This is a genomic window from Flavobacterium granuli (assembly GCF_031456055.1).
Lineage (GTDB): Bacteria > Bacteroidota > Bacteroidia > Flavobacteriales > Flavobacteriaceae > Flavobacterium > Flavobacterium granuli_A.
On the sequence record NZ_JAVDTX010000005.1, the window covers coordinates 359850 to 375454 of the forward strand.

The 15605-nt window shown below is 32.7% G+C and carries 18 protein-coding genes; 11 read left to right on the forward strand and 7 right to left on the reverse strand.

Annotated features, from left to right (window positions below; all coding sequences use genetic code 11):
* Positions 1-30 precede the first annotated feature (30 nt).
* Together J2W95_RS12510 and J2W95_RS12515 are read left to right on the forward strand one after the other, a co-directional pair.
* Complete coding sequence (locus J2W95_RS12510; RefSeq protein ID WP_310007458.1) at positions 31-480, forward strand: GNAT family N-acetyltransferase; 450 nt, start codon at positions 31-33, stop codon at positions 478-480.
* A 12-nt stretch (positions 481-492) separates the two neighbouring features.
* On the forward strand, positions 493-1131 hold the full coding sequence (locus J2W95_RS12515; RefSeq protein ID WP_310007460.1) for a class I SAM-dependent methyltransferase: 639 nt from the start codon (positions 493-495) through the stop codon (positions 1129-1131).
* Positions 1132-1255: 124 nt separating this feature from the next.
* Here the strand turns inward: J2W95_RS12515 and J2W95_RS12520 are convergent, their stop codons facing one another.
* On the reverse strand, positions 1256-1489 hold the full coding sequence (locus J2W95_RS12520) for a VF530 family protein (RefSeq protein ID WP_310007462.1): 234 nt from the start codon (positions 1487-1489) through the stop codon (positions 1256-1258).
* Positions 1490-1559: 70 nt separating this feature from the next.
* Here J2W95_RS12520 and smpB point away from each other — a divergent pair, with 70 nt between their 5' ends.
* Both smpB and J2W95_RS12530 read left to right on the forward strand, forming a co-directional pair.
* On the forward strand, positions 1560-2012 hold the full coding sequence (gene smpB / locus J2W95_RS12525) for an SsrA-binding protein SmpB (protein WP_310007464.1): 453 nt from the start codon (positions 1560-1562) through the stop codon (positions 2010-2012).
* A gap of 93 nt (positions 2013-2105) precedes the next feature.
* The gene (locus J2W95_RS12530; RefSeq protein ID WP_310007467.1) at positions 2106-2768 is read left to right on the forward strand and encodes a DUF4136 domain-containing protein; all 663 of its coding nucleotides are present in this window, start codon (positions 2106-2108) and stop codon (positions 2766-2768) included.
* A 91-nt stretch (positions 2769-2859) separates the two neighbouring features.
* On the opposite strand, the gene J2W95_RS12535 is transcribed toward J2W95_RS12530, so the two are convergent.
* On the reverse strand, positions 2860-3501 hold the full coding sequence (locus J2W95_RS12535) for a protein-L-isoaspartate(D-aspartate) O-methyltransferase (protein ID WP_310007469.1): 642 nt from the start codon (positions 3499-3501) through the stop codon (positions 2860-2862).
* A 166-nt stretch (positions 3502-3667) separates the two neighbouring features.
* Between J2W95_RS12535 and J2W95_RS12540 the strand changes: the two genes are divergently transcribed.
* From J2W95_RS12540 to J2W95_RS12570, 7 genes are all read left to right on the forward strand, one after another.
* Entirely contained in the window at positions 3668-4633 is a 966-nt protein-coding gene (locus J2W95_RS12540; RefSeq protein ID WP_310007471.1) for a Gfo/Idh/MocA family protein, read from the forward strand.
* 89 nt (positions 4634-4722) lie between these two features.
* Entirely contained in the window at positions 4723-5610 is an 888-nt protein-coding gene (locus J2W95_RS12545) for a 3-hydroxyacyl-CoA dehydrogenase family protein (protein ID WP_310007473.1), read from the forward strand.
* Positions 5611-5628: 18 nt separating this feature from the next.
* The gene (locus tag J2W95_RS12550; RefSeq protein ID WP_310007475.1) at positions 5629-6267 is read left to right on the forward strand and encodes a YggS family pyridoxal phosphate-dependent enzyme; all 639 of its coding nucleotides are present in this window, start codon (positions 5629-5631) and stop codon (positions 6265-6267) included.
* A gap of 54 nt (positions 6268-6321) precedes the next feature.
* Positions 6322-7683, forward strand: coding sequence for an exonuclease domain-containing protein (locus J2W95_RS12555; protein ID WP_310007476.1), 1362 nt, complete (start codon positions 6322-6324; stop codon positions 7681-7683).
* A gap of 9 nt (positions 7684-7692) precedes the next feature.
* Positions 7693-8550, forward strand: a complete 858-nt coding sequence (locus J2W95_RS12560) for an ion transporter (protein WP_310007478.1) — start codon at positions 7693-7695, stop codon at positions 8548-8550.
* Positions 8551-8736: 186 nt separating this feature from the next.
* Positions 8737-9660 carry a tRNA (adenosine(37)-N6)-dimethylallyltransferase MiaA gene (miaA, locus tag J2W95_RS12565; RefSeq protein WP_310007480.1) on the forward strand — a complete coding sequence of 308 codons (924 nt, stop codon included), beginning with the start codon at positions 8737-8739 and terminating at the stop codon, positions 9658-9660.
* 35 nt (positions 9661-9695) lie between these two features.
* Positions 9696-10436, forward strand: coding sequence for an acyl-[acyl-carrier-protein] thioesterase (locus J2W95_RS12570; RefSeq protein WP_310007482.1), 741 nt, complete (start codon positions 9696-9698; stop codon positions 10434-10436).
* A 55-nt stretch (positions 10437-10491) separates the two neighbouring features.
* Here the strand turns inward: J2W95_RS12570 and J2W95_RS12575 are convergent, their stop codons facing one another.
* The 5 genes from J2W95_RS12575 to J2W95_RS12595 form a co-directional block, all read right to left on the reverse strand.
* Positions 10492-11199 (reverse strand): response regulator transcription factor, encoded by a 708-nt coding sequence (locus tag J2W95_RS12575; RefSeq protein ID WP_077373802.1) that lies wholly within the window; start codon positions 11197-11199, stop codon positions 10492-10494.
* Positions 11200-11202: 3 nt separating this feature from the next.
* Complete coding sequence (locus J2W95_RS12580; RefSeq protein WP_310007486.1) at positions 11203-12786, reverse strand: sensor histidine kinase; 1584 nt, start codon at positions 12784-12786, stop codon at positions 11203-11205.
* A gap of 59 nt (positions 12787-12845) precedes the next feature.
* Positions 12846-13442 (reverse strand): dephospho-CoA kinase, encoded by a 597-nt coding sequence (gene coaE, locus J2W95_RS12585; RefSeq protein ID WP_310007488.1) that lies wholly within the window; start codon positions 13440-13442, stop codon positions 12846-12848.
* A 1-nt stretch (position 13443) separates the two neighbouring features.
* Complete coding sequence (locus J2W95_RS12590; protein ID WP_310007490.1) at positions 13444-14442, reverse strand: glycosyltransferase family 2 protein; 999 nt, start codon at positions 14440-14442, stop codon at positions 13444-13446.
* 127 nt (positions 14443-14569) lie between these two features.
* Complete coding sequence (locus J2W95_RS12595; RefSeq protein WP_310007492.1) at positions 14570-15376, reverse strand: enoyl-ACP reductase FabI; 807 nt, start codon at positions 15374-15376, stop codon at positions 14570-14572.
* Positions 15377-15605 lie beyond the last annotated feature (229 nt).

Consider the following 15605-nt stretch of genomic DNA (forward strand, 5'->3'; position numbering starts at 1 on the left):
GCTAATGTATAATTGCTTTAATTAAAAAAAATGGAAATCAAAGAAGCAAGTACAAATGACAATGAAGTTTTGACCGAAATAACAAAAAAGTCAAAAGCATATTGGGGATATTCTGAAGAACAAATTTTAAAGTGGAGTGATAATCTAACCATTTCAAAAGATTATATTGAAAATAATTTCGTTTTTAAATTGGTAAACAACAATGAAATAGTTGGTTATTATTCTTTTATCATTAAAGAAGAAAAGAATATAATACTTGACAACTTATTTATTTTACCCGAATATATTGGAAAAGGATTTGGTAAATATTTGATGATCGATTTTTTAAATCGAATGAAAAATAAAAATTTTGAAAAGATAACTTTAGATGCTGAACCAAATGCTGAGAATTTTTATATAAAAATTGGTTTCAAAAAAATCGGAGAGTTCGAAACTTCAATAAAAGATAGGTTTATGCCAATTATGGAAATGAACCTTTAAAAAACTGCCACAATGGATTTAGATAACCAAAAAGAATATTGGGACGAAGTAGCAGAAATTAAAACTTTTACACATCCGATAGATATTGAATTAATAAATCAATTTTTAAATAAACAAAGTATAATTGTTGACTTTGGATGTGGATATGGAAGGATCGTAAAAGAATTGACCCATTTAGGTTTTGAAAATGTTTCTGGATTCGACACTTCCAAAGAATTAATTGCGAGAGGAATATCAGAAAATAATTTATCCCTTTACCATATTGAAAATCCAACTGATCTAAAACTTGAAGAGAATTCTGTTGATTGCATTATTCTTTTTGCTGTTTTAACTTGCATTCCTTCCAATGAAGGACAAAGGAGTTTACTAAATTTACTTTTGTCTAAACTTAAAAAAGGGGGAATAATCTACATAAGCGATTACTACATACAAGAAAAATCAGTTGAAGTTGAACGATATGAGTGTTTAAATGGAGACGAAAACAATTTTGGCGTTTTCAAACTTCCAGAAGGAGCCACTTTTCGTCATCATACAAAAGAGTGGATTAAAACATTGACGAAAGATTTTGAAATTTTAATAGAAAACCCTCTAATTGTAAAAACAATGAATGGTAATATTGCTAATGGATTTCAAATAATAGGTAAAAAATAATCGTTCCTCGTAATACACTAATCATTCTTATAAAAACCAATGCCTTAGCCCAGATGGAAACGTCATCCTATTGTCCTGGGGTTCGGGACAACAGATATAGTGTACAGCTGGAAATAGCTTCTAATTATTTGGATTGTACTTTTTTAATAGTTTTTATGTACAACTCTTCAACTTGTTTTCGGGCCCAATCGGTTTTTCGTAAAAAGGTGAGACTTGATTTTATACTTGGGTTTTCATTGAACGATTTAATTTTAATCAGCTCTCCCAAGGTGTCAAATCCATAATATTCGACTAATGTTTCTACTATTTTTTGGAGTGTGACCCCGTGAAGCGGATCTTTTGATTGTTGTTTTTCCATGATACAAATTTATAGCATTTTCCTAAAAACAATTGGTCTTTCATTAATTAGTTCCTAAATTTGCGCAACTATGCAAAAAACCGTCAACATACTCAATAAAAGAGCCCGTTTCGATTATGAAATCCTTGAAACCTTTACTGCTGGAATTGTTTTGGCTGGAACAGAGATCAAATCCATTCGATTAGGGAAAGCAAATATCACCGAAAGTTTCTGCGAATTTAGCGGCAATGAACTTTTTGCAATCAATACTTATATTGAAGAATATACTTTTGGGAATCAATTTAATCATAAAGCAAGAAGTGAACGTAAATTGCTTTTGAACAAAAGAGAATTGAAAGGTTTACTTAGAAGTGTTCAGGCAAAAGGTCTTACTATAGTTCCGTTAAAGTTATTTACCAACGAAAAGGGATTGGCTAAATTACAGATTGGTCTTTGTAAAGGTAAAAAAACATACGATAAAAGAGAATCGCTAAAAGAACAAGACACTAAAAGAGACTTAGACAGAATAAAAAAAGCATATTAAAGCAAATCAGGTTAAAATTTAACCTCTTTTCATAGTTTTTATTTTCAAATTATAATTACTTTTACTTACATTATAACGAAAAACAAACAAACTATGAAAAAATTATTTGTCATTTTAATCTCTGTATGCTTAGCAAGTTGCGGTAGTAACACATCAATTGTATCCAGTTGGAAAGACCCTAACTCTACACTTGCAAAAGAAAACTTCAAAAAAGTTTTGGTGGTTGCCTTAGTAAAAGATGAAAGTACCAGAAGAACAACTGAAAACAGGATTGCTTCCATAAACCCACAAATTCTAAATCCTTCCTACAATTATTTAAACCAACAAAATTTAAACCTTACTCAGGAACAAAAAATAAGTATTGTACAATCAGAAGGTTTTGATGGAGTAATCACATTGCGTTTCATTAGAGCAGATAAAGAAACTCAATACGTTCCTGGAACGGCAAACTACTATGGCGGAATGGGATATCCTGGTATGGGATATGGCTATGTAGGCGGTTACGGAATGGGTTACGGCGCAGGATTTGGCGGTTGGTACGGTGCTTACGCTCCTGCTTACTACACTCCTGGATACTATCAGGAAAACACCTATTACTATATTGAAACGAATATTTTTGACTTGAAAAACAATAAACTTGTTTGGAGTGCAACCACAAAATCTTTGGATGTATCACACGTGGACACTACTGTTGATGAAATCATGGAAGCTTGCGTACAACAAATGAGAGCTGATGGTTATATGGCAAAAAAATAAAAACATCGTTCCTTTTCATTCAAAAGATTAAAACAAAAAAGCAACACTGAAAATTTAGTGTTGCTTTTTTTTTATATCATTAGGTTTTCTTTTAATTTTTATCTTCTAATAAAGGAACAAAACGAAATTCACCAAATTCATGTTTTTCAAATTGCGTTTCATTGATGCGAATTAATAGTGTCATAATTTGAACATCTTCTCCCAACGGAATAACAAGCCTTCCACCTATTTTTAGCTGTGCCATCAAAGGCTGAGGAATTATTGGAGCACCTGCTGTTACAATAATACTATCAAACGGAGCATGATTGGGTAATCCTTTATAACCATCTCCAAAGGAAAGATGTTTGGGACGAATTCCTAGTTTAGGCAATAATGCAGAGGTTTGTTTGAATAACTCATTTTGTCTTTCTATACTATATACTTGAGCACCCACCAAGCACAAAACTGCCGTTTGATAACCAGAACCTGTCCCTATTTCCAAAACTTTATGCCCTTTTTTAATTTCCAACAGCTGTGATTGAAAAGCAACGGTATAAGGCTGGGAAATAGTCTGACCTGCAGCGATAGGAAAAGCCTTATCTTGATAAGCGTAGTCTTCAAAACTTGAATTTAAAAATAAATGACGAGGGATTTTTTTAATAGCCTCCAAGACATTCTTATCAGTAATCCCCTTTTGTTGCAAAACGGTTACTAATTGATTTCGAAGTCCTTGATGCTTGGCTGTATCTTTCAAAATTTAAGGTTTTTATTATGGAACAAAAATAGAAAACTAAATCAATTTCCAATCCAAAATAAAACCTAATTCACATTCAAAATAATAATACATATCAGCTGAATTTAGCATTTTTATAAATTGGAATTTCTTAATTTATTACTATTTTTGTGGAAACAACATTATTATGCTGAAAATTGGAGTATTGGGTGCTGGGCATCTTGGTAAAATACATTTGCGTTTATTACAACAATCTGATAAGTATGAATTAGTCGGTTTTTATGACCCCAATCAAGAAAACGCTGAAAAAATAAGTAAAGAATTTGGATATAAAAATTTCAGCACTATAGCAACATTGATTCATGCAGTTGATGTTATTGATATTGTCACCCCTACTCTTTCCCACTATAAATGTGCCAAAGTAGCCATCAAATCGGGTAAACACGTTTTTATAGAAAAACCCATTTCCAATACGGTTGAAGAAGCTGAAGAAATCATAGCACTTGCCAAAGAATACAATGTAAAAGGACAAGTTGGACATGTTGAAAGATTCAATCCTGCATTTATTGCTACCAAAAACATGATTGAAAATCCCATGTTTATTGAAACCCATAGATTAGCCGAATTCAATCCTCGAGGAACCGATGTTCCTGTTGTTTTGGATTTAATGATACACGATATCGATGCTATCATGAGTGTAGTTCAATCAAAAGTGAAAAATATCAATGCAAGCGGAGTTTCTGTAATAAGTGATACTCCAGATATTGCCAATGCCAGAATTGAATTCGAAAATGGTTGCGTTGCGAATTTAACTGCAAGCCGCATTTCAATGAAAAACATGCGTAAATCACGTTTTTTTCAAAAAGACGCTTATATCTCAGTAGATTTTCTGGAAAAAAGATGTGAAGTGGTAAAAATGAAAGATGCACCAGAAGTTCCAGGTGATTTTGATATGATTTTACAAAATGCAGAGGGAGTAAAAAAACAAATTTATTTCTCTAATCCCGATGTAGAACAAAATAACGCCATACTTGACGAATTAGAATCATTTGCTAATGCTATCAATAACAACACTACACCAGTGGTTACATTGGAACAAGCTACTGAGGCTTTGAGAGTAGCTTATCAAATTATTGATTGTTTTAAAAAATAATAACTAAAAATACACATTTAAAGTTTAAAGTTTAAAGTCAATCATCGGTCTTTAAATTTTAAACTTTTTTAACTTTAAAATACAAAAAAATGAAAATTATAGCTGTGATTGGAGCAGGAACAATGGGTAACGGAATTGCTCATACTTTTGCCCAAAGTGGTTTTACCGTAAAATTAATTGACGTTTCCGAAAAATCATTAGACAAAGGAATGGCAACAATAGCAGCCAACTTGGACCGAATGGTTTTAAAAGGAACCATAACCGAAGAAGACAAAGCCAAAACAATTACCAATATTATTACCTACACCGACATTAAAGATGGTGTTGTTGGAGTTGATTTGGTAGTTGAAGCAGCAACCGAAAATGTAGAATTAAAACTGAATATTTTCAAACAATTAAACGAAGCTTGTTCGCACAATACAATTTTAGCAACCAATACTTCGTCAATTTCCATTACTCAAATTGGAGCTGTTGTGGCACATCCGGAACGCGTAATAGGAATGCACTTTATGAATCCGGTGCCAATTATGAAACTGGTAGAAATCATTCGTGGTTATAATACAAGTGATGAAGTGACCAACATCATCATGAAGTTATCTGAAAAATTAGGTAAAGTTCCGGTAGAAGTAAACGATTACCCGGGTTTTGTTGCCAATAGAATTCTCATGCCAATGATTAATGAAGCAATCGAAACTTTATACAACAAAGTTGCGGGGGTTTATGAAATTGACACTGTAATGAAACTGGGAATGGGCCACCCAATGGGTCCTTTGCAACTAGCAGATTTTATTGGTCTTGACGTTTGTCTTGCCATTTTAAATGTAATGTACGATGGTTTCAAAAACCCAAAATATGCTCCTTGCCCGTTATTGGTAAATATGGTGAGAGCAGGAAAATTAGGAGTGAAATCAGGTGAAGGTTTCTATGACTATAGCGAAAGTAAAAAGACTGAAAAGATTTCGAAACAGTTTGTTTAATCTTTAATAATCAGTGCCATGTCCATTCAACAAAACCTCCTAGATATAAAATCCACTCTTCCAGAGCATGTTACTTTGGTAGCTGTTTCCAAAACCAAACCCGTTTCTGATTTGATGGAAGCTTATGATGCCGGTCAACGCATCTTTGGTGAAAACAAAATTCAGGAAATGGTCGAAAAATGGGAACAAATGCCAAAAGACATCGAATGGCACATGATTGGACATGTACAAACTAATAAAGTTAAATATATGGCTCCGTTCGTAAGCTTAATTCATGGAGTGGATAGTTTGAAATTATTAGAAGAAATCAATAAACAAGCCCTAAAAAACAATCGAGTTATCGATTGCTTACTACAAATATACATAGCCGAAGAAGAATCAAAATTCGGACTTGACGAAGAAGAACTGTCAGCACTACTATCTTCAACTGTTTTTAAAGAGATGAAAAACATCCGAATTATCGGTTTGATGGGAATGGCGACTTTTACGGATAATCAAAGCCAAATCAAAAAGGAATTTTCACATTTGAAATCTATTTTTGATGATTATAAAAATCTGAAATCTATTTCCATGGGAATGTCAGGCGATTATCAATTAGCAATTGAGTGTGGCAGTACAATGGTTCGGATTGGAAGTAGTATCTTTGGAGGTAGATAAATATTTTTTTGATCTCAGATGATAAACTGAATACTAAAAACTGAATACTGAATTTTGTACGCAATACTCGACATAGAAACCACAGGAGGACAATTCAACGAAGAAGGAATAACGGAGATTGCTATCTATAAATTTGATGGTCATGAAATCGTGGATCAATTCATCAGTTTAATCAACCCTGAAATCCCCATTCAGCCATTTGTAGTCAAACTTACAGGTATAAACAATGAAATGCTTCGCGGTGCTCCAAAGTTTTTTGAAGTAGCTAAACGCATTATCGAAATGACAAATGACTGTGTCCTTGTGGCACACAATGCCTCATTTGACTATAGAATTCTCCGTACCGAATTTCGTCGCCTTGGGTATGATTTCAACATAAAAACCCTATGTACCGTAGAATTATCCCAACGATTGATGCCAGAACAACCCTCCCATAGTTTAGGAAAATTAGTTCGTGCATTAGGAATCCCAATGGCTGACAGACACAGAGCAAGCGGTGATGCCATGGCGACAGTCAAACTTTTCAAGATGCTCTTGGACAAAGATCTTGAAAAAACCATTACAAAAGAACTCATCAAATTTGAAGTAATCAAAGGTGTTTCTCCAAAATTATTGGATATTATCGAAAGCCTACCTTCAAAAACGGGAATTTATTACATTCATCGCGAAGATGGTAACATCATATTTATTGGCCAAAGCAAAAACATCAAAAAAAGAGTCAATCAGCATTTTACTGGTATAACCACAAGTTCCAAAAAAATCCAAGCCGAAGTATTTACCGTAACTTTTGAAGAAACTGGAAGCGAATTGATTGCGCTATTAAAAGAATCGGAAGAAATAAAGAAAAATAGTCCTATTTATAACAGAATGGCGCGCAAAAACACTTTATCGTGGGCTATTTATGCCGATAAAGACCCGAATGGATATTTGAATTTAAAACTTCAAAAAGCCGATGGCCGTAAAAAAGAAATAACCGCATTTGCCAACCAACAGGAAGGGAAAAGTGCTCTTAGTCGCATTACTTCAAGCTATCAGTTGTGCCCAAAACTAACTGGGCTTTCTACTTCAAAAACTCCTTGCGCCCAACATGAGAACAATCAATGCGATGGCGCTTGTATCGGGCAAATAACTTCAGAAGAATACAATTCTAAAGTTCAGGTTTTTATCGACAAAAACCTTTTCGATAACAAAAACATGATTATCATTGATAAAGGAAGGAAAACAGGAGAACACAGCGCCATATTAATCGAAAAAGGAATATGCAGAGGTTATGCATTTTATGATTTAAATTATCAAATCATAAACCCCGAAATCTTAAAAAACATCCTAGTGCCAATACCTAATAATAGAAACACCAGAGGTTATATTCAAGCCTATTTGAGAAAAAATAGGGTTCTAAAAATTATTAATTTTTAATAATCATAATTGGGGAAATTTAAATCAAAATATGATATTTTCAGGCAACAAACTCGAATCATAGTCCACGGCACAACTACAAAAGCCGGCCGAATATTTGATTTGATACTTTTGGGCGTCATCCTATTGAGTCTCTTTTTGATTATAATGGAAACTGTTGAAGGTTTTGATGCAAAATACCACAGCCAACTCGTTTTTTTAGAATGGGTAATTACTATTTTCTTCACCATCGAGTATATATTGCGGGTAATTTCCATAGACAAACCTGTCAAATACATTTTTAGTTTCTATGGTATAATAGATTTAATCGCAACATTACCTATGTATTTGTCCCTATTTTTTCCAGGAACAAGTATTTTAACCGTTGTGCGGGCTCTACGATTATTACGACTATTCAAAATCATAAATCACCCTCATTTCACTAGTCAATCCATACATTTAAAGGAGGCTATCAACGCCAGTAAAGGAAAAATCATTGTCTTTATTTATTTTGTTTTAATCTGCACGATCATTATTGGATCAATAATGTACATTATCGAAGGCAAAGAAAGTGGTTTCACAAGTATCCCAACAAGCATTTATTGGACTATCGTAACCTTAACAACAGTTGGTTACGGCGACATTTCTCCACAAACTCCCCTAGGGCAGATTTTCGCTTCATTAGTAATGATTTTAGGTTACGGAATCATTGCAGTTCCCACTGGAATTATAACAGCTGAATTTGCAAAAAGAAACATAAATTCAAATACAAACTCAGACACATTCAAAACTTCTTGTGCCAAATGCAATACGGTCATTCAAAACAAAGAAGCTTTATTTTGTCATCACTGCGGCAATAAATTAAATGACTTTATTGGCAGTAGCTAATCCAGCTGCACACTACAACTCCTCATTATTCCAGTAGTTTTTCTAAGGCATAAAAGGAGCTTCTTTCAGTCGCTCTTTTATACCAAGAAAAACAAACTAGAATAACTCCGGGGTTTTCATTACCATCTGGGCTAATGACAAGATTACGTTAAAAAAGAGCAAATGAAAACATTGCAATAAAACTAAATGAAATATTTAATTACCATAGTCGGACCAACAGCCATAGGAAAAACAGCCTTAAGCATTGACCTTGCCAATCACTATAATTGTGAAATCATTTCCTGCGACAGCCGGCAGTTTTTCAAGGAAATGTCCATTGGAACTGCAGTCCCCAGTCCAGAAGAATTGGCATCAGCGACACACCATTTCATCCAAAACAAATCCATATTTGATAATTATACCGTAGGCGATTTTGAAAAAGAAGCACTTATAAAAATAGAAGAATTATTCCAAAACAATGATTACATAGTGCTTGTTGGCGGTTCTGGATTATATGTCGATGCCATTTTAAAAGGATTTGATGAATTTCCGGCCATAGATTCTTCCATTCGTGAAAACGTAAATTTAAATTATGAAAATCTAGGTATTGAATATTTACAACAACTGTTAGAGAAACTCGATCCAATATATTTTCAAAAAATAACTTCCGAAAACCCTCAAACTTTACAAAATCCGCAACGTATGATGCGATTTGTAGAAGTTTGTCTTGGAACCGGAAAACCATATTCGTCGTTTTTAAATCAAAAGAAAAACAATCGAAACTTCACACCGATCATCATTGGTCTTGAAGCAGACAGAAACGTGATTTACGAAAGAATAAACCAACGAGTAGATATTATGCTCAATCAAGGCCTTTTAGCCGAAGCTCAAGCTTTATATGGACATAAAGAATTAAATGCTTTGCAAACGGTTGGGTATCGAGAATTATTCAGTTATTTTGATGGAGAATTTATGTTGCATTTTGCCATCGAAGAAATCAAGAAAAATACCCGACGATTTTCAAAACGCCAGCTCACTTGGTTCAAACGAAAAGAAAACACCAAATGGTTTGATTATTTAACAGAGCGAAAGGAAATAATTGAATATATAGACAATCAAAAATCAATCTAAAATCTAAATTCTGCAATCTTAAATCTTAAATTCAAATGCCAATAGATCCAAATTTCACTTCCATATTGAGTAAAGACTGGGAAATAAATTTTACCCAATGTACTCCAAATGGCTATTTAAAATACACTGATTTATGCAATTTATTGCAATTAACAGCTGCCGCTCACTCCGAAGTGGGAGGAATCAGCTTTACCGATATGCAGGAATTTAACCAAGCTTGGGTTTTAAGCAGAATGAGGGTAGAAATCACCGAATTACCAAAATGGAGAGATGTTGTAACTGTAAAAACTTGGATCAATTCCCTTGAAAACTCCCGTTCTGTACGTGCTCTCGAAATGCATGTCAATGGTAAAAAAACAGTGGGATCAGAAACTTTTTGGGCCGTTTTTAATACCAAAGCCCGCAGACCGGAACCTTTGGCACTTCCCTATGAACATTTTGAGTTGTATCCTGAAAACAGAGCCACAGAAATGGGCTTCTCAAAAATAAATTTACCGCAAGAAAAAGAAATAATTTTTGAAAGAACTGTTTTCATGTCGGATTTAGATATTGTCAATCACGCCAATAATGTAAAATACTTGGAATGGTGTTTGGATTTAGTTGATGAGAACAAAATACTGTCTCAACAAATAAAAAGCTTTGAGATGAACTTTTTAAAAGAACTCTCTTTAAAAGATAAAGTCATCATTCACGAATGCATAAATGATACCGATGCAGTTTTTAGCATCACCAAAGAGGATAAAACATGCTTTGCTTTGCAACTCAATTGGATATAAAACAAAAAAGCTTCGAAATTAATCGAAGCTTTTTTTATGACTTAACAAGACCTAATTATTTACCTTTCACTACTAATCGGAATCCTTCTCCGTGAATGTTTAAAATTTCAACATCCTCGTCTTGTTTTAAATACTTTCTTAGTTTGGCGATGTAAACATCCATACTTCTAGAAGTAAAATAGTTATCATCTCTCCATATTTTTGTTAAAGCCAATTCTCTTGGCATCAAATCATTTTCGTGTAAAATCAACATTTTAAGAAGTTCATTCTCTTTTGGAGACAACTTAATAGGTTCTTCGTTATTAAAAGTTAAGAAACGAAGTTTTGAATTCAAATGAAACTTACCAACATTAAATTCAAATTGAACCGCTTCTGTTTTCACATCAGATGCTTTTCTTTGAATGATGGCTTTGATTTTCATCAATAAAACCTCAGAATCAAAAGGTTTGTTCAAATAATCATCTGCACCTGCTTTATATCCTTTCAATACATCCTCTTTCATTGACTTTGCGGTAAGAAAAATGATAGGCACATCGTTATTTTTTTCTCTTATTTCCTTTGCTAAAGTATACCCATCTTTGTATGGCATCATCACATCAAGGATGCATAAATCATAGGAATCCTTTTTGAATTTTTCAAAACCTTCCATACCATTTTTAGCCAAAACAACATCAAAATCATTTAGCATTAAATAGTCTTTTAGAACTGCACCAAAATTAAGGTCATCTTCTACTAATAGTATTTTTTTATTTGTGTTTTCCATACTCTAATTTATTAAAGGTAATTTTATAATGAAGGTACTTCCTTTTCCCTTTTCACTTTCTACATATATTTGACCATTATGGTCGTCAACGATTCTTTTTACATAAGCAAGACCTAAACCATGTCCTTTCACATTATGTATGTCACCGGTATGTTCTCTATAAAATTTTTCAAAAATTCTTTTTTGAGCAATTTTACTCATACCCACGCCATTATCTTTTATTTTAACAAGAACCATATCCTTGATATTTTCGGTGTAAATATCTATTTTAGGAATGCCAGGCGTATACTTTATCGCATTTTCCAAAATATTGACTATTACATTCGTAAAGTGAACATCATTCAGTAAAACTGTTTTTCTTACTGCCCCAAAATGAATATCAACACTCCCCTCTCTATCTTCTAAAATCAAATTAACATGTTCGATAGCATCATTTATAACTTCCTCAATATCGCTTGATTCCTTTATGATATTTAATTCTTTCTTTTCTAATTTAGAAATCCTTAATACATTTTCAACCTGGGCATGCATTCTTTTGTTTTCGTCCCGAATCATTTCGAGGTACTTAAACACTTTCTCTTTGTCTTCAATAATCTTTGGATTTCGAATAGCATCCAAAGCAAGGTTTATTGTGGCAATTGGTGTCTTGAACTCATGCGTCATATTATTGATGAAATCTGTCTTAATCTCCGAAATTTGTCTTTGACGAATTAACTGATTTAAAGCACTAGTATAAGCAATAATAATAATAAGCGTAAAAATGATAGACAAAATCGTAATACTCACCAATTCAGACAATAAAAATTTCTTTTTATGCGGAAAAGTAACTAACAATTTATACTTTTCGTTTCCTTCATTATCTGTAAAAATCGGTATCGAATAAGTCGCATCTATATCATACTTAAAATTATCCGATTTTACTTTGGTTTGAATCCCATTACTTAAAATCCCGAACTCAAACTTGGTTTTCACACCGTATTCTTCTAATTCCTTCTTGATAATCTCCCTTAAAACCTCTTTTGATATTCTTTCTTGAAGTGGCATTGCAGAAGCTATGTCCTTAAAGAAAATTTCAAACTGAGCATTATCCAAAATGTCTAAATTACCCGATTTTTCAATTTTAACATCAGGAATCAAACTTTCCTGTATACCAGAATTATCGAGATTATTCTTATTATAAACTTCCGTAACCCTTCTAGAATTGAAGTTCTTAAAACTTTCTGTATCAAATTTTTTATCAAAAAGTCCAGATGAAATTTTAAAATCTTCGGATATTATACTATTCGAATAAATAATCGTTTGATTAGTCTTTGGATTTTTTTGAACATAGTAAAATTCTAATAAATCATCTCTTCTAGGAACTTTACCAGTACTATCTTTATAATGATTGTATTTATCATAAAAACTATAAGCTTCACGATTCTGCAATTTTTCAGCAACATTGCCTATTACTTGTTTAACATGAAATTTAAATTGTTCATCATTATTCTTGAATGAACTGTTAAACCAATATACCTGCACAAGAATTATCCCGATCAAGGATAAGCTCATTAACAACACAAGTAATCTAAAAAATAATTTGTTCATTCAAGCAAAATTAGTATTTTAACAATATAGTAAATAAAGCATTAACCAAAGATTAACATTTAAGACTTCGTTTGTTTAATTCTTAAAAAATTAAGAATTTTAACAATTTCAAGCTTTATCGCCTCCATACTAGTATTTTCAACAATAAAATCACTTTTTGATGACTTTTCCTCATCATTCCACTGATTTTTTATTCTTTCCAAAACTTTTTCTCGTGTTGTTTTATCTCTTTCTATAACTCTTTGAATCCTTAGTTCTAATGGAGCTACAACATTTACAACATAATCACACTCTTTATAACTGCCACTTTCAAATAAAATTGCGCTTTCGTAAATAACAAACGGATTATTTTGATGATCCAAAAGCCATTTCTTGAAATGTTGTTTCACTGCAGGATGTACAATTCCGTTAAGCTTGGCTAATTTTTCACTATCATTAAAAACAATTTCAGATAATTTTTCCCGTAGCAACACATCTTTATCAAAAACTATATTTCCGAATTCTTCTTTTATACGATTCAAAACAAAATCAGACTGCATCATTTTTTTTGCTTCCAGATCTGTAATATAAACAGGAATGCCCAGAGATGAAAATTCATTAGCAACGGTAGTTTTTCCGCTCCCAATTCCACCAGTTAAACCTATAATTTTAGTCATATTATATTTTAAAAAACAGTTCTGGAAAAGTTTCCTTTGGATCTTGTTTTAAAATTATTACTTTAACATAAGATTTTAAAAATCCAATTCCATATCCATAAAACTGTTTCCAAACTGCAATAATTGATAAATAGCCAATTTTAACACTTTTATTCTGAATAGAAGACAGCAAAAATAATGCCAAAAAATAGCCAAAATAAAATTTAAGCAGAATATCTTGATTAAAAATCAACAATACTAAAGATACAAAAAATCCTATTATAAAAAACGTTGGGAAGAAAAAAGTTAATTTATTATATTCTGGATACCAACTATTTAGAATTGGCCTAGCTTTACCAAACTTATTTACTTGTATAGAAAATTTCCCCCAATCAATTCTTCTTTTATGATAAACAAATGCATTAGAGAAAAGTCGGGTTTCAAAACCTAAGTTCCACAAGCGGATAGACAAATCTGGATCTTCTCCTGGATGAATATTACCAAAGCCTTTAGAAACTTCAAATGCCTTACGAGAAATCCCCATGTTAAAACTTCTCGGTTGAAATTTTCCGATTTTTTCTGATCCTCCTCTAATTCCACCTGTAGTAAGGAAAGAGGTCATTGCAAAATTAATAGCTTTCTGAATATCCGAAAAACTATCCAAAGCTTTATCTGGGCCTCCAAAACAATCCACATAATTCTCCTTCAAGGCTTTATCAACTTCAGTCAAATAATTACTTGGTATAATGCAATCTGAGTCGAAAATAATGTAATAATCCCCTCTAGCTTTATTCATTCCGTAGTTTCTGGAATCACCTGGGCCTGAATTTTCTTTGTAGTAGTACGAAATATCTAGTCTATCACCATATTTTCTAGCAACATCTTGACATCGAATTGTAGAACCATCCTCTATCAACACAATTTCAAAAATTTCCTCATAGGTTGATTTTGCTAAACTTTCTAATAATTCATCTACTTCATCAGGGCGATTATAAACGGGAATGATCAATGAAAACAACATAATAGTAATTGGGTTATTATTTTTTTATTCGTTTAATTTAAATTTCCGGCAAAGGTACTCTTTATCAATAAAAAAACCATCAAATAAATAATTGATGGTTTTTGGTATAACAAACGTCTTTAATTCCCTATTCAAACATTTCCATTACTTCTTGGCTAACTCCCATATTGGAGAATCCTCCATCATGTAATAAGTTTTGCAAAGTCACTTTTCTGGTCAAATCCGAAAACATAACAACTATATAATCCGCACATTCTGCTGCTGTTGCATTCCCTAAAGGCGACATTTTATCTGCGAAAGCAATAAAACCTCCAAATCCTTTAACTCCCTGACCTGCTCTAGTGGCAGTTGGAGATTGCGAAATGGTATTCACTCTTACTTTTTTATCTCTTCCAAAGAAATACCCAAAACTGCGTGCTACAGATTCTAGAAAAGCCTTATTGTCGGCCATGTCATTATAATCAGGGAAAACACGCTGTGCAGCCATATATGATAAAGCGATGATGCTTCCCCACTCATTCATTGCATCTTTTTTGTATAATACCTGCATCAATTTATGAAAAGAAACTGCTGAAACATTCCAGCCTTTTTCGGTATATTCATAATTTTGATTCGTATAATGATTTCCTTTTCTAACATTGACTGACATTCCGATAGAATGTAAAACAAAATCAATTTTACCTCCTAAAATCTCAACCGCTTTACCAACCAGTACTTCTAAATCTGTAACCGAAGTTGCATCTGCAGGAATAATTTGGCATCCAATTTTTTCTGCTAATGCATCAATATTTCCCAATCGCATTGCTGCAGGAGCATTTGTCAAAACAAAAATTCCTCCTTCCTCATGAATACGTTCGGCTGTTTTCCAAGCTATTGAATTTTCATCTAAAGCACCAAAAATAATTCCTCTTTTTCCTTTTAATAAATTATACATAAAATGACATTTAAAATTATACTATAACTCTGAGATTGTATTTTTTCCTTTTTTAAATCTTTCCAAAAAAGCAAAATTTCTGACCTTAGCCCCGATTGAAGTGAAAATCCTTTTGTGCCGGGGTTCGGCACAAAAGATTGCAACGGAAAGCGGGACGATATTTCCAAAAAATGCAAAATCTTTCTGCTCCAAATTTAATTAATCGAAACTAGGCTATAAAAAAACACCT